The sequence below is a fragment of the Serratia sp. CY55921 genome, from assembly GCF_052167655.1.
Lineage (GTDB): Bacteria > Pseudomonadota > Gammaproteobacteria > Enterobacterales > Enterobacteriaceae > Serratia > Serratia ureilytica.
Genome location: NZ_JBJNMU010000001.1, coordinates 1,114,182 through 1,136,438 on the forward strand (window position 1 = coordinate 1,114,182; position 22,257 = coordinate 1,136,438).

A 22,257-nucleotide genomic window follows, 5' to 3' on the forward strand; every position below is an offset into this window, starting at 1 on the left:
AGATAATGATGCTGAGCACTGAATTTATGTTAAAGCCTCGCCCGTTCCTGCTGTTGTTATTATTGCTGTTGGGTATGCAACTGACGCCGTTCGCCGCCGTCGCCGCCACCCAGGATGATCCCGCCGCCGAAAGCGCGCCCGATCCCGCTACGCAGTTGAAAGCCGCGCAAAAGCAGTTGGACAGCATGAAGCAGCTGGTTTCCAAAGCGACGACCGACACCCAGCTCAGCAAGCTGCGGTTGGCGACGGACGATCTGGTCGCCAGCATGGATAAATTGTCCGCCGATCTGCAGCCGGTGCAGGAAAAACTGCAGGCGCAGCTGGACGTGCTGGGGCCGGCCCCGGCGGCCGGCGCGCTGCCGGAAACTCCCGCCGTCGCCCAGCAGCGCAATGCGCTGAACAGCAGCAAGAAGCAGTTGGACGATGCGGTAAAACGCGCGCAGGCCATCAAGACCAGCGCCTTCGACCTGGGCCAGCAGATCAGCGATCTGCGTCGGGTGGCGTTCAAAACCCAGCTGGCGCTGAACACCGGCAGCATTTTGGGCGTCAAATTCTGGACGCCGGTCGTGCAGCCGTCAGCGGATGACGTGCAGCGGCTGGACCAGTTCAACGCCGAGATGAAAGCGGCCTGGGACGCCAGTTGGCAGGACGAATGGCGGTACGGCACGCTGGCGTTGCTGGCGCTGGCGGTGATCGTCTGGTCCTGGGGGCGCTATTTGTCCGAGCGTTTCCTCGCCTGGGTCAGCATTCGTTTCCTGCCGGACGGGCGCCTGCGCCGCAGCTTTATGGCCATCATCACCGTGGCAGTGACGGTGATCACCACCTCGATTGCGCTGAACCTGCTGTATTACGTCTTTATCCGCGTGCAGCCGCTGCCGGTCATGCTGGAAGACTTCGCCGAAGGCTTTAACCGTCTGGGGATTTTCTGCGCGCTGATCGCCGGGCTGGGGCGTGCGGCGCTGTCGCTGAATCGCCCGTCCTGGCGTTTGGCTTCGCTGGACAATGAAGTGGCCGCCGGGCTGCGTTACTTCTCGCCGCTGCTGGCCGGCCTGGCGCTGGCGTTCGGCACCGTGGAGCTGATCAACAACGTCGTCAGCGCCTCATTGGCCACCACCATCTTCGGCAACGGCCTGGTGGCGGGGCTGATCGGCATGGTGCTGCTGGCGGCGCCGCTGCGCGGCCAGCGCATTCGTCGCCGTCTGGAGCAGCAGGGCGCGCACCTGGAAAAACGCACGCTGGTCGGCGGGCTGGTGCATATCGTCACCCTGGTGTGTTCGGTGGTGATCCTGCTTTCACTGCTCGTGGGCTATATCGCTTTTGCCCGCTTCCTGACCTACCAGCTCATCTGGGTGGTGCTGGTGCTGATGGCGTTCTACTTCATGGTGCTGTTCGCCACTGACCTGTGCGCCGCACTGTTTTCGCCGCAGACCGTCAGCGGCAAGATGCTGAAGAAAACGCTCAGCTTCAAGGATCGCCATCTGGAGCAGGTGGCGATCATCACCACCGCGCTGGCCAAATGTTCGCTGTTGCTGTTGATGATCGTCGCGTTGTTCAACGGCTCGTTCGGCAGCACCACGCCGGGCTCGCTGATGGAGAAAATCGTCTCGATCCTGACCGGCGAAGGCTTGCAGCGTTTCAACATCGTGCCAGGCAACCTGCTCAACGCCGTGATCTGCCTGGCGATCGGCATCTACATCCTGCGCGCGGTGCGGCGCTGGCTGGGCTCTGAGCTGCTGCCGAAGACCATTTCGGACGTCGGCATCCGCGCCTCGCTGGTGACGCTGTTCAGCAATATCGGCTATGTGCTGGTCATTCTGATCACCCTGGCGGCGCTGGGCATCCAGTGGAGCAACCTGGCGTGGATCGTCAGCGCCCTGTCGGTCGGTATCGGTTTCGGTTTGCAGGAGATTGTGAAGAACTTTATTTCCGGCCTGATCCTGCTGACCGAACGCCCGGTGAAGGTCGGGGATATGATCGGCATCGGCGGCGTGGAAGGCGACGTGCGGCGCATCAACGTACGCGCCACCGAAATTCAGCTCAGCGACCGCTCCACCATGATCGTACCGAACTCGCAGCTGATCTCACAGAACGTACGTAACGCCACCATGGGCAACGCGCAAGGCGTGGTGACCATTGCGCTGACGTTCCCGACCTCGATCGATCCGGAGCAGGTGCGCAATATCCTGCTGAGCGCTTACAACGAGTACGAAACCATTCTGGAGACGCCGGCACCTTACGTGCGCTTCAGCCAGTTGGGGCCGGACGGCATTATCCTGAGCGTGACTGGCTATGTGCCGAGCCCGCGCATGGTCGGCGCCACCAAGAGTGAACTGCTGTTTAACATCCTCAAGCTGTTGCGCGCTCAGGAAGTGAGCCTGTCCAGCCCGCAGGAGGTGGTGTTCATGAAGCAGCAGGCGACGCGATATCAGGCTAACGAAGAGGAACACTCTTCCTAGTTCTGCCATGAGGCGGCGGGTCGTTCATCAACGGCCCGCCGAACGCGGCTAGTACATCGACGGCTCCACGGACTGCGAACAGTCGCTGTTGGCGCCGGAGTTGCTGCAGGTGTAGGGCTCATTCGGCGACGCCGGCGGCGCATTCGACGGACCGCCGCCGCCGCCGATACAGCCGCTCAGCAACAACGTCAAAAGCACCAGCGTTATCTTTTTCATCTCTCCGTCCTCCATTGCGATTCCTCCTTTAAGTATATGTCGGGAAAGCGAACGCTACCGCCCGCCAGTGCGATCTATACTCCATGGATGCCGTTTCGCCGCACCGCGCCGGCGAACGAGGGGGGAAAGATGCACATCGACGACGATTTGACGCGCTTTGCCGCGTTAGGGGCGCCGCCCTTACCGCCGGGAGCCCGGCAGGGTTATATTGACCACGACGGCGCGCGTATTTGGTATGCCGCCTATGGCGACGGACCGGCGGTGATCCTGTTGCACGGCGGCCTGGGCCACAGCGGCAACTGGGGGTATCAGCTGCCGGCATTGCTGGCCGCCGGGTACGGGGTGTTGCTCATCGACAGCCGCGGGCACGGGCGCAGCACGCGCGACGCCCGGCCGTATCGTTACGATCGGATGGCCGATGATCTGTTGGCGGTGATGGCGGCGCTGCAAATACCCCACGCCGCGCTGGCGGGCTGGAGCGACGGCGCTTGCGTCGCGCTCATCGCCGCCCATCAGGCGCCCGGGCAGGTGGACGGCGTTTTTTTCTTCGGCTGCAATATGGACGCCAGCGGCGTTAAACCGTTGGCGCCCAGCCCGATCGTCGAGCGCTGTTTTGCGCGCCATGCGCAGGACTATGCCGCCTTGTCGCCGACGCCGGACGATTTCGAGGCGTTCGTCGCCGCCGTGAGCCTGATGATGAGCAGCCAGCCGGACTACCGCGCACAGGATTTGGCGGCCATTCGCGTGCCGGTGACGATCGTTCACAGCGAACACGATGAATTTATCCGCGCCGAACATGCCGCCTATCTTAGCCGCAGCATTCCCGGCGCCCGTTTGACGACGCTGCCGGGCGTCAGCCATTTCGCGCCGCTGCAGCGGCCCGCGCTGTTCAACCGCGCGTTGCTGGATTTTCTCGCCGATGTGATGTGCCGCGGCCGGCGCAAAGAAAACGGGCGCCAAGCGGCGCCCAAGGCATGACAGGTTAGAAATCGACCGTCGCCTGCAGGCTCAGGCTGCGCGGTTCACCCTCAATCACGCGTAAATTACCGGCGCTGGAGGCATAGTACTCGCGGTTGAACAGGTTTTTCACATTCAGTTTCAGCTGGGTATGTTTCCCAAGCAGCTTGCTGTCCCAGGCGACAAAGGCATCCGCCACGGTATAGGCCGGCATGGTGAAACTGTTCTCCGGATCGCCGGCTCGGCGGCCGACGTAGCGCGCGCCGCCGCCAATGCGCACCTCGCCGGGCACCACCGGCAATGTCATGCGGCGGCTGAGGTACAGGCCGCCCATGTTGGTTGGGGCGTTAACCAGCCGATTGCCGACGTTGTCCGGGTTGAGGTTGTCTTCGACAATTTCGGTCTTGTCGTAGCTGTAGTTGGCGGTGAGATCCCAGTTGCGCGCCACTTCCCCGTTCAACTCCAGTTCGACGCCGGTGGAGCGCGCTTTGGGGATGCTGCGGGTCACGCCGTTGATAAAGATCGACATGTTGCTTTCATCAATGCGATAGAGCGCCAGCGTGGCGTCAAACGCCGGGGTGATCTGCCATTTTCCGCCCACCTCATAGGTGGTGCCGGTTTCCGGCGTGGCGACGTCGCCATTGTCGTCGATGGCGGTGGACGGCGTGAACGAACGGCTGTAATTGCCGTACAGCGACAGGCTCGGCGTCAGCTTATACACCAACCCCGCCTGCGGCAAAAACTGGTCGTCTTTGTCATTGAGCGTATTTTTTGGTTTCTGGAAACCGTTGCTGTTGTTCTGGTAATACGACTGATAGCGCGCGCCCAGCACCGCGATCCATTGATCGGTAAGATGAATGCTGTCCTTGGCGTACAGGGAACGGCTGAACAGCGTGGCGCGCAGGTTGCTTGACGCGTCGCTGTAGGTGGTGCTGTCGGTGACCGGCGTTTCGCCATACACCGGATCGTACATGTTGAAGGTCTTAGAGACCTTGCCGCGGTAGGAATAGGCCTTGTAGGTCTGATTTTTCTCGTAGTCCACGCCCAGCAGCAGGTCGTGCTGCATGCCGAACAGCTGGGGCGAACCGGTCAGATCCCAGGAGTAATAGTGGGTTTGATGATTGAAACCGCGGTTGGCGTCGGCGCGGCGTGAGACGATGCCGGTCGTGGTGTCGACCGCGGTGGCGCGCACTTCGTTGCTGTCGTAATGGCGTTGCAGCCAGGCGTAGTTGAACCGGGTCGTCCAGATCGGATCGAGCGCGTACTCATAATGGGCGTTCAGACGTTTGTTCTTGCCCCAGGCATGGTTCGCGTAGTCATCCAAGCGGCGGTTATAGGGCACATCGACCGGTTTGCCGTCGATAAATGCGGTGCCGCGATCGTAAGGAATGTCGTACTTGTATTCGCTGTAGGCGATGTTAAAGGAAGCCTGGTCGCCGAACCAACTGAGCGAGGGGGCGATCAGCGTGTGTTCGTCGCTGCCGAAATTGCGCCAGTAATCTGCGTGCTGGCGTTCGGCGATCAGGCGAAAGGCGAAGCCGCCGCCCAGCGGGCCGGTCACATCGACGCTGCCGCTGCCGCCGCCAAAACTGTTGGTGGCGCCGCTGATGCGGGTGTTCCAGTCATACTGCGGTTTTTTGCTGATCAGATTGATGACGCCGCCGGGGCTGAGGATGCCATACAGCAGCGACGCGGAACCTTTCAGGACCTCGACGCGATCGGTGGTGGCGTCCATGCTCAGCCCTTGGTTGCTGCGCACGCCGTCGATGAAGACCGAGCCGTCGGAGTTAACCCCGAACCCGCGTTTGACGAAGCCATCCTCGGTGCCGCCGAGCGTGTTGCCCTGGGTGACGCCGCTGACGAACTTCATCGCATCATTGACGCTTTTGACCTGGAAGTCGTCAATCACCTGTGAGGTGACGACGCTGACCGATTGCGGCAGTTCACCGATTGGCGTGGCGGTTTTGCTGCCGGTTGAGGCGGTATCGGCGCTATAGCTGCCGGCAGGCAGGGCGGTGGCGGTCACAGTGATGGCGTCTTCCTTTTTTGCGTCGGGCGCGGCGGCGATCGTCAGGGCGGGAAACAGGCCGGCGATCAGGGGCAGCGTGCGGAAAACGTGATTTTTTTTGTTTTTGTTGGGGCGGCGAAGAACTGACTGGTGCATATAATTCCATGAAAAAATAATAAATAGTAACAATTATCATTATAATTATCATTTATAGGTTTTGAATAGAGAGGAATACCGGTATCCCTTCATTGCACGATTTAATTTTGTCATTAGGGAAAAAGACGGCGATTTTGCCGGTAAAAATTCGGATGGATGGCAATAACGATCGCAGTGACGGGAGGGACGCGGCAGTTTGTTCGTCGGAAGGGTGATTCCTGTCAATATATTGATACACAAATATATTTTCCCTTGATGAATAAACAGGTGTCCGGGCAGGAAAAACTGGCAATAATAGGCGGGTCGGCCGTTTATCTTCTCCTCATCGTCGACGGTTGTGACACGCAAAGACTGTCACCTTACGCTAGCGGAAGTCTCTGGATCCAAGATGCAAACCACCTCGTTGTCCGATACCCGGAAAATCTGGCCCGCGCTCAGCTTTTTTTTGCTGGTGTTCGCGCTGTGTCTGCTGGGCATCGTGAGCCGGCCCGGCAGTTTTCTGGCGATATTCTGGCCGGCTAACGCCGTGCTGCTGGCCGTTTTGGTGCGCCGCTCACGGTGGGCCACGCGCGCCGATTGGGGCATGGCGGTGTTGGGGTATCTGGCGGCGGATCTGCTGACCGGCAGCTCGCTGGAAAAGGCGCTGTTGTTGAACGCCGCCAATCTGGCCGGCGTGGTGGTAGGGTATCTGTTGTTCATGCGCCTGCCGCCGCCGGCGCGCACGCTGCAGCGTGGCGCTTCCAGCATGTATTTGTTCGGTATCTGCCTGGCCGCTGCCGCCGTTACCGGCGTTGTGGGCGCGGCGGCCTCGCAGTGGCTGTTCGGCCGACCCTATCTGACCTCGCTGGTGCTATGGTTCTCGTCTGAATTCACCAACTACGTCACGCTGATGCCATTCATTCTGGCGTTTCCCGTCGATTGGCGGCATCGGCTGCGCGCGGCCTGCAGTATGCTCTCGCAGCGCAGCCAGTGGCCAATTGCGGGGCGAAAACTGGCCGTGTTGGCACTGCTGGTGTTGGCGGCGGTGTGCAGCGTGCTGATTGGCGGCCCCGGCGCGGTGATCTTTCCCATGCCGGTGCTGCTGTGGCTGGCGATGTCCTTCTCACTGTTCTGCACCATGATCGCGGTGCTGGTTTACGTGCTGTGGTGCCATCTGGCGATCGATTTCGGGTTGCTTAGCACCACGCTCGACATGAAGGTGCTGCAGAACGCGGTATCCATGCGCCTGGGCATCGCGCTGCTGGCGTTGGGGCCGATCGCCGTCGCCAGCATGAACTATGCGCGCAACGCGTTGTTACGCACGCTGGAGCACGTGGCGAATCACGATGCGTTGACCCACGTGCTGACGCGCAATGCGTTTATGCAGCGCGGCGAGCGGGTGATCGATCAGAAAGGCGAGCTGGTGTGCGTCATGATGCTCGACATCGACTATTTCAAATCGATCAATGACCGTTTCGGCCACGCCGGTGGCGATCAGGCGCTGATGGCGTTTACCCGTGCGATCGCCGCCGATCTGAACGTCAACGATCTGTTCGGCCGCATGGGCGGCGAAGAGTTCGCCATCGTCTCGACGCTCGGCCAGCCGCAGCAGGGGTTGCAGCTGGCCGAACGGCTGCGGCAACGCATTGAGGCGGAATCGATCACCATGCCGGCCGGCCATCCGCTGCAGATCACCGTCAGCATCGGCATGGTGACCTGCCCGGGCGGTTCCGGCCATAGCCTGGCCGACCTGCTCAAACTAGCGGATCTGGCGGTATACAAAGCGAAAAATGCCGGCCGTAACCGGGTCGCCACGCCGGAATCTTACCCGCCGAACGATCCTGGCCGCTGAACTTCCGATCCGCGCTGCGTGCCTGCGGTCTAAACTGGTAAGAGACGCGGGCATTTCCGCCTGCGCCGAACCGACTGTCCTTAATCAGACAAGAGGATGCCAGAATGAAATACGTAGACGGGTTTGTGGTGGCGGTGCCGGCCGCCAATAAGGAGGCTTATCACCGGTTGGCGGCGGCGGCAGCGCCGCTGTTCAAAGAGTTTGGCGCCACGCGCATCGTGGAGTGTTGGGGCGATGACGTGCCCGACGGCAAACTCACCGACTTTCGCGGCGCGGTAAAGGCGCAGGAGGGCGAAGTGGTGGTGTTCAGCTGGATAGAGTACCCCTCCAAGGCGGTGCGCGACGCCGCCAATGAGAAAATGATGAACGATCCGCGCATGAAGGCGCTGGGCGAGATGCCGTTTGACGGCAAACGCATGATCTTTGGCGGGTTCGCGCCGATCCTCGATGCCTGAAGGAGGCGCCGATGGCCAGAATTACGCAACATCTGTGGTTTGAAAAAGACATGGAGGCGGCGCTGAATTGCTACGTCGCGCTGATCCCCGGTTCGTCCGTGAACTGGTTTTCCGATCTGCCGGCGGATACGCCGAGCGGCCCGGCCGGCAGCGTGAAGCTGGCCGCCTTCACTCTGGGTGACCAGCGCTATGCGGCGATCGAGGCCGGGCCGTTGGATCCGTTCAATCACAGCTTTTCCGTGATGGTGGAATGCGACGATCAGGCGGAGGTTGACCGGCTGTGGGATGCGTTGAGCGAGGGCGGCGAGGCGGAGCAGTGCGGCTGGCTGCGCGATCGCTGGGGGCTGTGCTGGCAAATTGTGCCGCGGCGCCTGACCGAGCTGATGAACGACCCCGACGCCGCGCGCGTGCGGCGGGTCACGGAAGCGATGCTGCTGATGGGCAAAATCGACATCGCCGGCCTGGAAGCGGCGGCGCGGGACTAGCGGAAAGAGAACGTGGGAGAGAAAGGATGCATCGAGAGCGGCACAGTATTGAACGCATCGGCTGGCTGCGGGCGGCGGTGCTCGGCGCCAACGACGGCATCGTCTCAACGGCCAGCCTGCTGCTGGGCGTCGCGGCGGCCAGCGCCTCGCATTCCACGCTGATGATCGCCGGCGTCGCCGGGTGGGTGGCGGGCGCGATGTCGATGGCCACCGGCGAGTATGTGTCGGTCTCGTCGCAGGCGGATACCGAAAAGGCCGCGCTGGCGGAAGAGCAGGCGGAGCTGCTTGAAGACTACCCGGGGGAGTTTCGCGAACTGACGTCAATCTACGTGCATCGCGGTCTGGATCCGGCGCTGGCCCGGCAGGTGGCGGAAAAGCTGATGGCGCATGATGCGCTGGAGGCGCACGCGCGCGACGAACTGGGTATTTCCTCCGCCACCCGCGCCCGGCCGCTGCAGGCTGCGTTGGCGTCGGCCCTGAGTTTCTCCCTCGGCGCGCTGTTGCCGCTGCTGGTGGCGATGTGGGTACCGGTCGCCTGGACGCGGCCGGCGCTGGTGGCGTCGGCGCTGATTTCCCTCGGCGTTCTCGGCGGCATCGCCGCGAAAACCGGCGGGGCGCCGATCTTGCCGGGCGTGGCGCGCATCCTCGTCTGGAGCGCACTGGCGATGGCGGTTTCTTCCGGCGTCGGCCTGCTGTTTGGCGTGACGGCCGGCTAACGTCGCGCTTGCATCAATCTAGTGCACCTCAAGCTCAGAATTTATCATTTGTCAGCCGCCGGCGTTCGCGGCAAGGTGACGGCAACGCCAACATCAGTCAGGGACACTTATGCAGAAATCACAGATCCTATCGTGGGTCGCCCAGCATCCGCTGTTGCAACGCATGGTTGCGCTAGAGCCGATCACCTGGTTCAATCCGCGCGCGACAACGCTGGCCGCAGGGTTGCCCCACGTCGGGTTGACCGCCGCCGACGTCGCTGACGCGGAGCAGCGCCTGGCGCGTTTCGCGCCTTATCTTGCCGCGGCCTTCCCGGAAACCCAACCGACAAAGGGGATCATCGAATCCGAGCTGGTGGCGATCCCGGCCATGCAGCTCGCGTTGGATCGGCGCTATGGGCAGACGTTGGGCGGGCGCCTGCTGTTGAAAAAGGACAGCCATCTGCCGATTTCCGGCTCAATCAAGGCGCGCGGCGGCATCTATGAGGTGCTGACGCATGCGGAGAAACTGGCGCTGGAGGCGGGGCTGCTGCAAATCGGCGACGACTACGCCCGGCTGTTTTCCGACGAGTTCCGTCAATTCTTCAGCCAGTACCGCATCGCCGTCGGATCGACCGGCAATCTGGGATTATCCATCGGCATCATCAGCGCCCGGTTGGGGTTTGACGTCAGCGTGCACATGTCGGCGGACGCGCGGGCGTGGAAAAAACAGAAGCTGCGCGACAATGGCGTGACGGTGGTGGAATACGCCGACGATTACGGCGTGGCGGTCGAACAAGGGCGCAAACAGGCGGCGGACGATCCGAGTTGCTTCTTTATCGATGATGAAAACTCGCAAACCCTGTTCCTCGGCTACGCGGTGGCTGGCGGCCGCCTGAAGCGGCAGTTTGCCGAACAGGGTATCGTGGTGGACGCGCAGCATCCGCTGTTCGTTTATCTGCCGTGCGGCGTCGGCGGCGGGCCGGGCGGAGTCGCCTTTGGCCTCAAGCTGGCGTTCGGCGATCATGTTCACTGCATTTTCGCCGAACCGACCCATTCCCCTTGCATGCTGCTCGGCGTCTACAGCGGGTTGCATGACGGCATTGCGGTGCAAGATCTCGGCATCGACAACCGCACGGCGGCGGACGGACTGGCGGTGGGGCGCGCCTCCGGTTTTGTCGGCCGGGCGATGGAGCGCCTGCTGAGCGCGTTTTACACCCTGAGCGACGAAGAGATGTTCGCGCTGCTCGGGCTGTTGGACAGGCACGAGCATATCCAGCTGGAACCCTCCGCCCTGGCCGGTATGCCCGGGCCGTGGCGCGTTGCCGCTCATGCGCGGCAGCTCAGCGAGCAGGGCGTGAGCGCCGAGCACCTGGCCCAGGCGACGCATCTGGTATGGGCGACCGGCGGCGGCATGGTGCCGACGGCGGAAATGGCGAAATACCTCGCGGCCGCGCAAACGGCGCCGTGAGCCAATAGCGCCGAGGCTTGCGCTCGCTTCCTGTTTTTAGGCGGCGAGCGCGGTTTGACAAGCGCCGGTTCCCTCCGGCCCAGGGGCAACGTCAGACCGGGCGCTCATGATGTTTTTAAAATGTTAACAAAATCACAACTCCCCACGCCGCAGTCACGGCTTAAATCTCCATATCCAATTAATAGTAAATAAAATTATTTTATTTACCGCTTTCTGATGTTCGTTTATCGCACGCTTATTTTTTTAACAATATTGAAGCATTCGCCGTGGGGTGGTTTGATTTGATTGTCGATTAACGAACTATATTCCGATAATCGCACAAATTAACCCTCTCGCCGGCTCGCAGCCGGCTGTTCCGTGCGGTGAGGTTTGCCGCACTCTCTGAGGAGCAAGCCATGCCGCATGATAACAACGTAGAAATTCGAGGGTTTATCGATAACCAGCCATTTTCTCGCTACCAGTGGTTGATACTGGTTTTGTGTTTTTTGGCGGTCGCGCTGGACGGTTTCGATACCGCCATTATCGGCTTCATCGCCACGTCGCTGGTGCAGGAGTGGGGAATAGACAAAACCGCGCTGGGGCCGGTAATGAGCGCCGCGCTGGTCGGTCTGGCGGTAGGCGCGTTGGCCGCCGGCCCGTTGGCGGATCGCATCGGCCGTAAGAAAGTGCTGGTGATTTCGCTGCTGCTGTTCGGCGGCTTCAGCCTGCTGACCGCCTTCGCCGGCTCGCTTTCGACGCTGACGCTGCTGCGTTTTTTGACCGGGCTGGGACTGGGGGCGGCCATGCCGAACGCCGCCACGCTGATGTCGGAATATGCCCCTCAGCGCTGCCGAGCCCTGATGGTGAATCTGATGTTTTGCGGTTTCCCTCTCGGTTCGTCGCTGGGCGGTTTTTCTTCCGCCTGGCTGATCCCGCATTTCGGCTGGCAGAGCGTGATGGTGCTGGGCGGCGTTATGCCGTTGCTGCTGGCGCTGGTCCTGATCGCCGCCTTGCCTGAATCCGTGCGCTTCATGGTCGCGCGTGGCTATGCCGCAGAGCGCATCGCCAAGGTGCTGAAGCGCATTGCGCCGATCCGAATGACGCCGTCGCCGCGCTTCATGTTGCAGGAAGAGGGGCAGGTAAAGGCAGCGTCGCCGCTGGGCATGATCTTTTCGCGTCGCTATCTGCTGGGCACGTTGATGCTGTGTCTGACTTACTTCATGGGATTGATGATCTTCTATCTGCTGACCAGTTGGCTGCCGCTGCTGATCCGTGAAACCGGCGCCTCCGTTACGCAGGCGTCGCTGATCACCGCGCTGTTTCCGCTCGGCGGGGGGCTCGGCGTATTGATTATCGGTTGGTTGATGGATCGCATGAACCCGCACAAGGTGGTGGCCGTCGGCTATTTGCTGACCGGTTTGTTCGTCGGCATCATCGGCTATGTCTATACCTCTCCGCTGCTGATGGCGCTCACGGTGTTCATCGCCGGCACCTGCATGAACGGCGCCCAGTCATCCATGCCGGCCCTGGCGGCCGGGTTCTATCCCACCCAGAGCCGGGCGACCGGCGTGGCCTGGATGCTCGGTCTCGGGCGTTTTGGCGGCATTCTGGGGGCGATGAGCGGTGGCGTACTGATGCAGATGCAGCTGTCGTTCAGCACCATTTTCACGCTGTTGGCCATCCCGGCGCTGATCGCGGCGCTGGCGCTGCTCGCCAAACACCTTTCCGGCGGCTACCCGGCGCTGCCGGCGCCGCTCAACAAAATGCTATGAGGGAGTCATGCTATGCGCACACAGGTTGTGATCATCGGCGCCGGTCCGGCCGGTTTGATGTTGTCCCATCTGCTGCACCTGCAAGGTGTGGAATCGGTGGTGTTGGAAACGCGCAGCCGGGAGGCGGTGGAATCGACCATTCGCGCCGGGGTGCTCGAACAGGGGACCGTCGATCTGCTCGAGCAGACCGGATTGGGGGAGCGGATGCGGCGGGAAGGGGCGCGGCATCAGGGGATCCGCTTGGCGTTCGGCGGCCGGCAGCACCGCATCGATCTGGCCGGCTTGACCGAGCGCGCCGTCACCGTTTATGCCCAGCATGAAGTCTTGAAAGACCTGATCGCCGCGCGTCTGGCGGCGCAGGGCCATCTGTTTTTCGAGGTGGAGCAGGTTGAATTGAAGGCGCTGGACAGTGCGCAGCCCGAGGTTCACTACCGTCATGGCGACCAGCCGCGCCGGCTCCGCGGCGACTTTGTCATCGGATGCGACGGATTCCACGGCATCAGCCTCGCGGCGATGCCCGGCGGGCTGCGGCAGGATTACACCCGCACCTATCCGTTCGGCTGGTTCGGCATTCTGGTCGAAGCGCCGCCGTCCAGCGAAGAGCTGATCTACGCCTGCCATCCGCGCGGTTTTGCGTTGATCAGCACCCGTTCGCCCGGCGTGCAGCGCATGTATTTTCAGTGCGATCCTGCGGAACAGGTCGATCAATGGTCGGACGATCGTATCTGGCGCGAGTTGGAGCAGCGGCTGGAAAACCATGAAGGCTGGACGCTGAAAAAGGGCCGCATATTTCAGAAAAACGTGGTGGGCATGCGCAGCTTCGTTACCGAACCGATGCGCTACCGGCGCCTGCTGTTGGCGGGCGACGCGGCGCATATCGTGCCGCCGACCGGCGCCAAAGGGTTGAATCTGGCCATGGCCGATGTTTGCCTGTTGTCCCAGGCGCTGGAGACGTTTTACCGGCGAGGCGACTGGCAACGGCTGGACGATTACAGCGACACCGCCTTGCAGCGGGTCTGGCGCGCCGAGCATTTTTCCTGGTGGATGACCCACATGCTGCACACCCGGCGGGAAGACACGCCTTTCGAACACCGGCTGCAACTCTCAGAGTTGCAGTACACGGTGAAATCGCGCAGCGCCATGACGATGCTGGCGGAAAATTATGTCGGGGCGCCATTCCCGGCGATATAAGCGAAAACGCCCATGCCGTTCGGCATGGGCGAGAAGGGGCGTCACCGCCCCTGAGCTGCGGCGGTTACAGCTGTTCGCCGTTGCTGGCGATCACCCGACGATACCAGTCGAAGCTTTTCTTGCGCGACCGTTCCAGCGTGCCGGTGCCGTCGTCGTGTTTATCGACGTAGATGAAGCCGTAGCGCTTGCTGTACTCGCCGGTAGTGAACGACACGCAGTCGATGCAGCCCCACGGCGTATAGCCGATCAGGTCTACGCCGTCTTCAATCACCGCTTTTTTCATCTCTTCGATATGGGCGCGCAGATAGTCGATGCGATAGTCATCGTTGATCTGGCCATCCGCTTCCACCTTGTCGAAGGCGCCGAAGCCGTTTTCCACGATAAACAGCGGCTTCTGGTAACGTTCATACAGCACGTTCAGCGAATAGCGCAGCCCGACCGGATCGATCTGCCAGCCCCAGTCGGAGGCTTTGACGTGCGGGTTCGGCACGTTGCCCGGGAAGCCGAACATGCCGTCGCTGCCGTCCACCGCGTTGGCCTGCAGCGCATTGCTCATGTAATAGCTGAAGCCGATGTAATCGGTGCAGCCCTCGCGCAGGATCTGCGCATCCTGCGGCTGCATCTCGATCTTCAGCCCTTTGCGTTCCCAGTCACGCAGCAGGTAGCTGGGGTAGTAGCCGCGCATTTGCACGTCGGTATACAGATAGCGCTGGTGCATCGCTTCCACGGCGTACATCACGTCGTCCGGCTTGCAGGAATAAGGGTAGAACGGCACGCAGGCCAGCATGCAGCCGATCTTGAATTCCGGGTTGATCTGATGGCCGAGTTTGACCACCTGCGCGCTGGCGACGAACTGGTGGTGCAACACCTGGTACAGCGTCTGCTCGGGGTTGTCTTCCTGGGTATAGTCCACGCCGGAACAGCAGTAGCCGAACAGCGGGTAGCGGTAGTTGCTCTGGTTGTTGATTTCGTTGAAGGTCATCCAGTACTTCACTTTTTCGCGGTAGCGGTGCATCACCACTTCGCTAAAGCGCACGAAGAACTCCACCACCCGGCGATTTTTCCAGCCGCCGTAGGCTTTTACCAAATGGTAAGGCATTTCGAAGTGGGACAGGGTGATCACCGGCTGGATGCCGTATTTCAGCAATTCGTCGAACAGGTCGTCGTAAAACTGCAGGCCGGCTTCGTTCGGCGTTGCTTCGTCGCCGTTCGGGAAAATGCGCGTCCAGGCGATCGAGGTACGAAAACACTTGAAGCCCATCTCGGCGAACAGCGCCACGTCCTGCTTGTAGCGGCCGTAGAAGTCCACCGCTTCGTGGTTGGGATAGCGATAGCCGTCGAGCACGCCGTCGGTCATCACGCGATCCACGCCGTGCGAACCGCCGGACAGCACGTCGGCGATGCTTGGCCCTTTGCCGCCCTGATCCCAACCGCCTTCAACCTGGTGCGCGGCGACCGCGCCTCCCCACAGAAAATCTTTCGGCAACTGTTTCATCGTCAATGTCTCATCTTATTTAATGAAGGGTAATAACGTTCGCGTTGCCAATAGAGTAACAAGACCGAAAGAAATGTCACGATATAACAAATCGCCGTAAAACGTGATTTGTCACAATAAAAAAACAGCCTGTTTTATTTTATCGCGTTCATTCTTCCCAGGCGCTTGCCGATGGTTTCAATAATATAAAGCACGGGGATTTGCGTAGTAATATTATGATGATCGCCGATCAAGTGTTGCGGGACGTGATAAGACAGATTGAAGTCCGCCAGCCGCGCCAGCGAAGAGGTTTCGTTGTTGGTGATGCTGATGATTTTACAGTGGTGCAGGCTGAACTGGCTGGCCAGCCGCAGGATTTCTTCGGTTTCGCCGGAAACCGACAACATGATCGCCACCGCGCTTTTATACATATCGCTGTTGACGGGATAATAAGGATCGTCGATATGGGTGCTGAATTTTCCGACGTTGGAAAAGAAACGTGCGCCATATTTCCCCAGGGCGCCGGAGGTGCTGATGCCGACGAAAATAATTCGCTCGGCGGCGGCGATATGCCGCACCGCTTCATCGAGCAGCTGATTAAATTCATCGTTGCTGACGCTTTTAAAAAAACTGAGAATTTCGCCGATGCCGGAATCGACCGGCGGCGCATCGGTGTGCTCCAGGTACAGTTTGAAACGGATGCGAAATTCCGAATAGCCGTCACACCCCATTTTTTTGCAAAATCGCAGCACGGTGGTGGTGGACACGCCGGCGGCCTCGGCCAGTTCGCGGATGGTCATGTACATCACTTGATTCTTGTGTTTGCTGACGTAGTTATAAACCATCAGCTCCAGGGCGTTGAGCGCGGCGATTGCTTTGTGGGTAAACATGAGTCGATCCGGCAGCTGAAAACGGGAAGCGTATCTGCGGGTTAACATAGCAAAATTCCCCGCCGCTGGCACTGCCGAACAAAAAAGAAAAGCCGCACCAGTCAGGGGCGGCCCAGGGTTCACGACGAACAAATAAAGCAAAACGTTCCGGAAGACATGCCATGAAAACGCGTTTCATCACACAGGGTTAGCATAGGTCAGCTTACTCCGGCGGCAAAATGCCGGTTTCTGCTTTCTAAAGCCAAAGCGCGGCAAAGGCTACTGCGCCTCGGGCTTATCTTCGGACCAGCGGGCGGCGTTGACGTCCACCTTACCCGGCAGCAGTCCGATGGCGGTGAATTTATCCGCCAACTGCTGCTGCTGTCTGAACACCTCCGGCGACATGCGCTGGCTGCCGAACGGCATGCGGGCGATGGCTCTGGCCCAAATCGCCTGATCCAGGCCGGTGCTCTGAGCGAGGATCGCCGCCGCTTCCTGCGGATGGCCGTTGGCCCAGTCGCTCAGCGCGCCGAGCTGTTGAATCACCTGCTTGGCGCTGTCCGGGTAGGTTTCGGCAAAGCGGCGGCTGGCGAGATAGAAGGTGTAGTGCGGCACCAGACCTTCCGCGTCTTTCAGCCGGCGGGCGTTGGCATGGGTTTCCACCTCGGCGTAGTAGGGATCCCAAATCACCCAGGCGTCGACGCTGCCGCGCTGGAAGGCGGCGCGGGCATCGCTCGGCGGCAGATAGACCGGCGTGATGTCCTTGTAGCTCAAGCCGGCCTGTTCCAGCGCGCTCACCAGCAGGTAATTGACGTCCGACCCTTTGTTCAACGCCACGCGTTTGCCTTTCAGATCGGCCACGGAGCGGATCGCCGAATCCTGCGGCACCACGATGGCTTCGGTTTTCGGGCTGGGCGGCGAATGCGCCAAATAAACCAGATCGGCCTTGGCGGCTTGCGCGAAGGCCGGCGGGGCGTCGCCGGTCGCCGCCAGATCGATGCTGCCGACGTTCAACCCTTCCAACATCTGCGGGCCGGCGGGGAATTCTATCCAGCGAACCTTGACGCCCTGCGGCTCCAGGGTTTTCTCCAGCGTGCCGCGGTATTTCAGCAGCGCAAAAATGTTGGCTTTCTGGTAACCGATGGTGATTTGTTGCGGTTTCTCCTGCGCGCCGGCCGGCAGGCTAAACAGGCCGAGCAGCAGGGCGGCGATCAGCGGCGTTGTGAGTTTTCTCATCCTGATTTTCCGATAGGCGAAGTGAACGGTAGCGATGACGCGCTGGGCGTAACGCCATGAAACGGCATTTAAATTTTCCTGCGGCGGGATAAGGGCGATGATAATGAGCGGCGCAGTGGCGTGTAAAGCGCCCGCTTATGCTGAATAATGCCTTGCTTAGCCATAAATCAGCTTAAGCGGGAGAGGGTGAGCTCGACGTTATGCCGCGTCACGCTCGCGCGAACGCGCCAGCAACAGCGGAACCAACAGATAGAGGGCGGCGGCCAACGCCCAGACCAGGCCCGGCCAGACATCGCGCGTGGCGGCGTACAGCGCCGTCGCCACCAGCGGCCCCGCTACGCCGATCAGGCTGCCCATGCTGGCCAGCGTCCCTTGCAGCTCGCCCTGATGATCGTCGTCCACCTTTTGCGCCATTAACGCCTGCAGCGCGGGCAGCGCCATACCGCCCGCCGCGAAGAACGGCAGCAAGGCGAAAGGTGCCCAGCCGCGCGTGGCGATCGACAGCAGCGCCAGGCCCATTGCGTCGGCGGCCACGCCGATCAGCAGCGCCTTGCGTTCGCCGAGCCGCGCGACCAGCGGGCCGATGGCGAAGGCCTGCGACAGCGCATGGCAGGCGCCGTAACCGGCCAGCGACAGGCCCGCCACCATCATGCTCCAGCCGAAACGATCCTGACCGTATAAAATCCACAATGTGGCCGGCGCCTGCGAAACCAGCGCCATGATCAGGTAAATGCCGACCAGCGGCAGCAGGCCAGGCTTGCCGTGCAGCCGTCGCAATGACGAAAAGGGATTGAGGCGGATTTTCTCGGCGGCGCGGGCGCGCGGTTTACGCGATTCCGGCAGCAGGAAAAACGCCATCGCCAGGTTGACGGCGTTCATCGCCGCCGCCGCCAGGAAGGGCGCATGCAGATGCCACTCGCCCAGCGAACCGCCGAGCAGCGGGCCGACGATAAAACCGACGCCGAATACCGCGCCCACCAGGCCGAAACGCCGCGCGCGTTGACCGGCCGGCGTAATGTCGGTGACGTAAGCGGTGGCGACCGCCATGTTGGCGCCGGTGATGCCCGCCAGCAACCGGCCCAGATAGAGCCAGGCCAGCGTCGGCGCGAACGCCATCAGCAGATAGTCGGCCGCCGCGCCGGCGAGCGAGATGAGCAGCACCGGCCGCCGGCCGAAACGATCGCTCAGCGCGCCGAGGATCGGCGAGAACAGAAATTGCATTAACGCATAGGCTGCCAGCAGGGCGCCGTAGTGCAGGCTGCCGGCGTCAAGACCGCCCAGCGAACGTAACAACGCCGGCAGAATCGGCATGATCAGACCGATGCCCACCGCATCCAGCAACACCGTCAACAAAATAACCAGCATGGGTTTTTTCAAAATTGTGACTCTAACAGTGATAGAGTATTGAGTATTCCACAGTTACCCTATCAGTGATAGAGAGATGAGCGAAAAAAATACTGCGACACGTTTAACGCGAGAAACCGTCCTGCGCGGGGCGCTGGCGTTGCTGAACGACATCGGCATCGATGCCCTGAGCACCCGCCGCCTGGCGCAACATTTGGGCGTGCAATCTCCCACGCTCTATTGGCATTTCAAGAACAAGGCCGAGCTGCTGAAGGCGATGGCGGAAACCATCATGCTGGATCACCGTGAAGAGGTGCCCGCCGACATGCCCTGGCAGGATTGGGTTGTCACCAATGCCGGCAACTTCCGTCGGGCGCTGCTGGCTTACCGCGACGGCGCGCGTCTGCATGCCGGCACCCGGCCGCAGGAGCCGCAATTCGCCGTCATTGAGGCCAAGGTGGCGCTGCTGTGCCGGGCGGGGTTGACGCCGGAGCGCGCGGTAAACCTGCTGTTCGCCGTCGGGCGTTTCGTGGTGGGCTGGGTGCTGGAGGAACAGCAAATGCAGCCTGACGATGCGCTCAATGACGCCGACCGCCGCCGTTATCCGCTGCTGTGCCAAGGCTGGGAAACATTGCAGGAGAAGGGCGCGGATGCGCTGTTTGAAGCCGGCGTGCGGCTGTTGGTCGACGGCGCCGAGGCCGGACTGGCGATCGACAATAATCACGGGCGGCAATCATAAAAATGCGCTTATCTATCGGAAATTTATAGAAAATACCCACTTTTCGTTAAAGCCATGGCGGCTACATTCCCTTAACATCGTCAAGTCTTTTGATGATAATTATTAGCACACTGCGCAATTATTCACCGCAGTGATGTTACGGATTAAATCCGTTTGTTTAAGGGATAGTTTCACCATGGAAATCAACGTTAATGGCCGGGTGGTTCCACTCGGCAATCTCGCGCCCGACACGCCGCTGCTGTACGTTTTACGCAACGATCTGCACTTGAATGGCCCCAAATATGGCTGCGGCCTGGGGGAGTGCGGCGCCTGCACGGTGCTGATCGACGGCGTCGCCGCGCGTTCTTGCTCAATGCCGCTGGCCGCCGTAGGAAGCAAGTCCGTCACCACGCTGGAAGGCCTGGGCACGCCGGAGGCGCTGCATCCGGTTCAGCAGGGGTTTATCGATGAGCAGGCGGCGCAGTGCGGTTACTGCGCCAACGGCATGATCATGACGCTGGTCGCGTTGTTCGAACGCGAGCCGGATGCAGATGAACAAACCATCAAGAAAGAGCTGGCCTACAACCTGTGCCGCTGCGGCACCCACCTTGAGATCTTCCGCGCCGCCGAGCGCGCCCGCGATCTGCTGGCTGCGCGGAGGCAAGCATGAGCCGCCTCGAACTGACCCGCCGACAGTTGTTGCAAGCCGGCGGTGTGGTGATGGTCAGCAGTCTGCTGCCCGCGCCGTTTAACGCCTTCGCCGCCGAGACGGTTGCATCGCCTGCCGATCTGCCGCTGGATCGGGTGGACAGCTTTATCAGCCTCACCGCCGACGGCCGGGTGACGGCCTTCAATGGCCATGTCGATCTCGGCACCGGCATTCGCACCGCGCTGGCGCAGATCGTCGCCGACGAAATTTGCGTGCCGTTCGAGCACGTCACGATGATCCTCGGCGATACGCAACGCACGCCGGATCAGGGGCCGACCATCGCCAGCGCCACCATCCAGGTCACGTCGGTGCCGCTGCGGCAGGCGGCGGCGCAGGTGCGACATATGCTGACGGCGCTGGCGGCCAAAGCCTTCGAACTGCCGGCCGACCAGCTGACGGCGGCGGCGGGACAGGTGTTTGTGACCAAGCACCCGGGGCGTTCCTTGAGCTATGCGCAGCTGGCGAGCGGGCAAAATCTGCATGTGACGCTGGATAAAAACGTGCCGCTGAACGGTGAACAGCAGGGCCGCTATGTCGGCCGCGCCGTCGCCCGGGTCGATATTCCGGCCAAGGTCAGCGGGGGGCTGACCTACGTGCACGACCTGCGCTTGCCCGGCATGCTGCATGGCCGGGTGGTGCGTCCGCCTTACGCAGGCGCCGACAGCAGCGCGCCGCTGGGCGGTGGCCTGTTGTCGGTGGATGAAAGTTCGATCGCGCACCTGCCGGGCATCGTGAAACTGGTGGTGATCAATGATTTCATCGGCATTGTGGCCGAGCGCGAAGAGCAGGCGATCGCCGCCATGCGCCGGCTGAAAACCGAATGGAAACCCTGGGCCGGCCTGCCGGACCTGTCGCCGGAGGCGCTGCCCGCCGCGCTGGAAGCCAACCCGAAAACCGACCGCGTGCTGCGCGATGATGCGGGCACGGACGAGGCGTTGGCATTGCTGCATACCGAAGTGCAGGCGGACTATGTCTGGCCTTACCATCAGCACGCCTCAATCGGCCCCTCCTGCGCGGTAGCGGAGGTCAAAGACGGGCGGGCGCAGGTGTGGTCCGGCACGCAAAACCCGCACGATCTGCGCAAAGATATCGCCAGGCTGCTCGAGCTGCCGTCTGAGCAGGTGCACATCACCCGCATGGAAGCCTCCGGCTGCTATGGCCGCAACTGCGCCGACGACGTCTCGGCGGACGCGGCGCTGTTGGCGCGGGCCACCGGCCGCCCGGTGCGGGTGCAGCTGATGCGTGAACAGGAATCCGGCTGGGAGCCGAAGGGCACCGGCCAACTGATCCGGGTGCGCGGCGGCCTAGACGCGCAAAATCGGGTGGCGGCTTACGAGTTGAAAACCAGCTATCCCTCCAACAATGCGGTGACCTTGCCGCTGGTGTTGACCGGCAAGGTGGCCAACCGGGCCGACGTGCAACAGATGGGCGATCGCACCGCCATTCCGCAATACGCGTATCCGCACATGCGGGTGATCTGTCAGGACGCCGCGCCGATCGTGCGGGCGTCGTGGATGCGCGGCGTTTCGGCGCTGCCCAACGTGTTCGCCCATGAATCCTGGATCGACGAGCTGGCCTGGCGCGCCGGCGAGGACCCGATCGCGTTTCGCCTGCGTTACCTGAACGATCCGCGCGCGGTGGCCTTGATTGAGGCCCTGAAGCGCCAGGCTAACTGGCAAGACGGCCCGGCGCACCGCTCGCGCGCCGCCGGGGCCGAAGTGGTGAGCGGCCGCGGCTTCGCCTATGCGCGCTATTTCCACAGCAAATTCCCCGGCTTCGGCGCCGCCTGGGCGGCCTGGGTGTGCGATCTCAGCGTCAATCGCCTTTCCGGGCAGATCACGCTCAATAAAATCTTCGTGGCGCATGATTGCGGCCGGATGATCAATCCGGCCGGGGTGCGCCATCAGGTGCATGGCAACATTATCCAATCCGCCAGCCGGGTGCTGAAAGAGTTTGTGACCTTCAACGCGTCGGGCGTGACGTCATTGGACTGGGGCGGCTATCCGATCCTGCGCTTTGACGAATTGCCGCAGATCGATATCCAACTGATCGACCGCCCGGACGAAGCGCCGATGGGCGCAGGAGAGTCCGCCTCGGTGCCGAGTGCGGCGGCGATCGGCAACGCGCTGTTTGACGCCCTCGGCGTGCGCCTGCGCGAGGTGCCGTTTACGCCGGCGCGGGTGCTCGCCGCGCTGCGCGCTCAGGCCGGCCATTAACCCCCCGTAACGAACAAGGACA

At 61.6% G+C, this 22,257-nt stretch carries 18 protein-coding genes; 12 read left to right on the top strand and 6 right to left on the bottom strand.

Going from position 1 to position 22,257, the window contains the following annotated elements:
* Positions 1-26 precede the first annotated feature (26 nt).
* Positions 27-2,456: a DUF3772 domain-containing protein gene (locus ACJ8M3_RS05325; RefSeq protein ID WP_169539598.1), complete on the top strand. Its 2,430-nt coding sequence runs from the start codon at positions 27-29 to the stop codon at positions 2,454-2,456.
* Positions 2,457-2,504: 48 nt separating this feature from the next.
* Here ACJ8M3_RS05325 and ACJ8M3_RS05330 read toward each other — a convergent pair whose 3' ends face one another.
* A complete protein-coding gene (locus tag ACJ8M3_RS05330; protein ID WP_226886075.1) occupies positions 2,505-2,672 on the bottom strand; it encodes a hypothetical protein in 168 nt (55 codons plus the stop codon).
* Between the two features lie 129 nt (positions 2,673-2,801).
* Here ACJ8M3_RS05330 and ACJ8M3_RS05335 point away from each other — a divergent pair, with 129 nt between their 5' ends.
* Positions 2,802-3,650, top strand: a complete 849-nt coding sequence (locus ACJ8M3_RS05335; RefSeq protein WP_442514618.1) for an alpha/beta fold hydrolase — start codon at positions 2,802-2,804, stop codon at positions 3,648-3,650.
* 4 nt (positions 3,651-3,654) lie between these two features.
* On the opposite strand, the gene ACJ8M3_RS05340 is transcribed toward ACJ8M3_RS05335, so the two are convergent.
* Complete coding sequence (locus ACJ8M3_RS05340) at positions 3,655-5,793, bottom strand: TonB-dependent siderophore receptor (RefSeq protein ID WP_405053359.1); 2,139 nt, start codon at positions 5,791-5,793, stop codon at positions 3,655-3,657.
* A 388-nt stretch (positions 5,794-6,181) separates the two neighbouring features.
* Here ACJ8M3_RS05340 and ACJ8M3_RS05345 point away from each other — a divergent pair, with 388 nt between their 5' ends.
* From ACJ8M3_RS05345 to ACJ8M3_RS05375, 7 genes are all read left to right on the top strand, one after another.
* Complete coding sequence (locus ACJ8M3_RS05345; RefSeq protein WP_149542450.1) at positions 6,182-7,624, top strand: GGDEF domain-containing protein; 1,443 nt, start codon at positions 6,182-6,184, stop codon at positions 7,622-7,624.
* 104 nt (positions 7,625-7,728) lie between these two features.
* Positions 7,729-8,079: a DUF1428 domain-containing protein gene (locus tag ACJ8M3_RS05350; RefSeq protein WP_004938082.1), complete on the top strand. Its 351-nt coding sequence runs from the start codon at positions 7,729-7,731 to the stop codon at positions 8,077-8,079.
* Between the two features lie 11 nt (positions 8,080-8,090).
* Positions 8,091-8,564, top strand: coding sequence for a VOC family protein (locus tag ACJ8M3_RS05355; RefSeq protein WP_046687089.1), 474 nt, complete (start codon positions 8,091-8,093; stop codon positions 8,562-8,564).
* A 26-nt stretch (positions 8,565-8,590) separates the two neighbouring features.
* Positions 8,591-9,280 (top strand): VIT1/CCC1 transporter family protein, encoded by a 690-nt coding sequence (locus ACJ8M3_RS05360; protein WP_046687088.1) that lies wholly within the window; start codon positions 8,591-8,593, stop codon positions 9,278-9,280.
* A gap of 109 nt (positions 9,281-9,389) precedes the next feature.
* Positions 9,390-10,727 carry a D-serine ammonia-lyase gene (locus tag ACJ8M3_RS05365; RefSeq protein ID WP_101453000.1) on the top strand — a complete coding sequence of 446 codons (1,338 nt, stop codon included), beginning with the start codon at positions 9,390-9,392 and terminating at the stop codon, positions 10,725-10,727.
* A gap of 395 nt (positions 10,728-11,122) precedes the next feature.
* The gene (locus tag ACJ8M3_RS05370) at positions 11,123-12,478 is read left to right on the top strand and encodes an MFS transporter (RefSeq protein WP_442514619.1); all 1,356 of its coding nucleotides are present in this window, start codon (positions 11,123-11,125) and stop codon (positions 12,476-12,478) included.
* 12 nt (positions 12,479-12,490) lie between these two features.
* Positions 12,491-13,669 (top strand): 4-hydroxybenzoate 3-monooxygenase, encoded by a 1,179-nt coding sequence (locus ACJ8M3_RS05375; protein WP_442514620.1) that lies wholly within the window; start codon positions 12,491-12,493, stop codon positions 13,667-13,669.
* 64 nt (positions 13,670-13,733) lie between these two features.
* Here the strand turns inward: ACJ8M3_RS05375 and ACJ8M3_RS05380 are convergent, their stop codons facing one another.
* The 4 genes from ACJ8M3_RS05380 to tet(41) form a co-directional block, all read right to left on the bottom strand.
* Entirely contained in the window at positions 13,734-15,170 is a 1,437-nt protein-coding gene (locus ACJ8M3_RS05380; protein WP_096242273.1) for a 6-phospho-beta-glucosidase, read from the bottom strand.
* 128 nt (positions 15,171-15,298) lie between these two features.
* Positions 15,299-16,033, bottom strand: coding sequence for a MurR/RpiR family transcriptional regulator (locus tag ACJ8M3_RS05385; protein WP_099783147.1), 735 nt, complete (start codon positions 16,031-16,033; stop codon positions 15,299-15,301).
* A gap of 258 nt (positions 16,034-16,291) precedes the next feature.
* Positions 16,292-17,248 carry a sulfonate ABC transporter substrate-binding protein gene (locus ACJ8M3_RS05390; protein WP_047575138.1) on the bottom strand — a complete coding sequence of 319 codons (957 nt, stop codon included), beginning with the start codon at positions 17,246-17,248 and terminating at the stop codon, positions 16,292-16,294.
* Between the two features lie 198 nt (positions 17,249-17,446).
* Positions 17,447-18,625: a tetracycline efflux MFS transporter Tet(41) gene (tet(41), locus tag ACJ8M3_RS05395; RefSeq protein ID WP_142075572.1), complete on the bottom strand. Its 1,179-nt coding sequence runs from the start codon at positions 18,623-18,625 to the stop codon at positions 17,447-17,449.
* 64 nt (positions 18,626-18,689) lie between these two features.
* Between tet(41) and tetR the strand changes: the two genes are divergently transcribed.
* The 3 genes from tetR to ACJ8M3_RS05410 all read left to right on the top strand — a co-directional run bounded on the left by tetR (position 18,690) and on the right by ACJ8M3_RS05410 (position 22,235).
* The gene (tetR, locus tag ACJ8M3_RS05400) at positions 18,690-19,331 is read left to right on the top strand and encodes a tetracycline resistance transcriptional repressor TetR (protein ID WP_142075570.1); all 642 of its coding nucleotides are present in this window, start codon (positions 18,690-18,692) and stop codon (positions 19,329-19,331) included.
* 175 nt (positions 19,332-19,506) lie between these two features.
* A complete protein-coding gene (locus ACJ8M3_RS05405) occupies positions 19,507-19,980 on the top strand; it encodes a (2Fe-2S)-binding protein (protein WP_333550464.1) in 474 nt (157 codons plus the stop codon).
* Positions 19,977-22,235, top strand: coding sequence for a xanthine dehydrogenase family protein molybdopterin-binding subunit (locus ACJ8M3_RS05410; protein WP_176589185.1), 2,259 nt, complete (start codon positions 19,977-19,979; stop codon positions 22,233-22,235). Before ACJ8M3_RS05405 ends, ACJ8M3_RS05410 begins: the two co-directional genes overlap by 4 nt.
* The last annotated feature ends 22 nt before the right edge of the window (positions 22,236-22,257 follow it).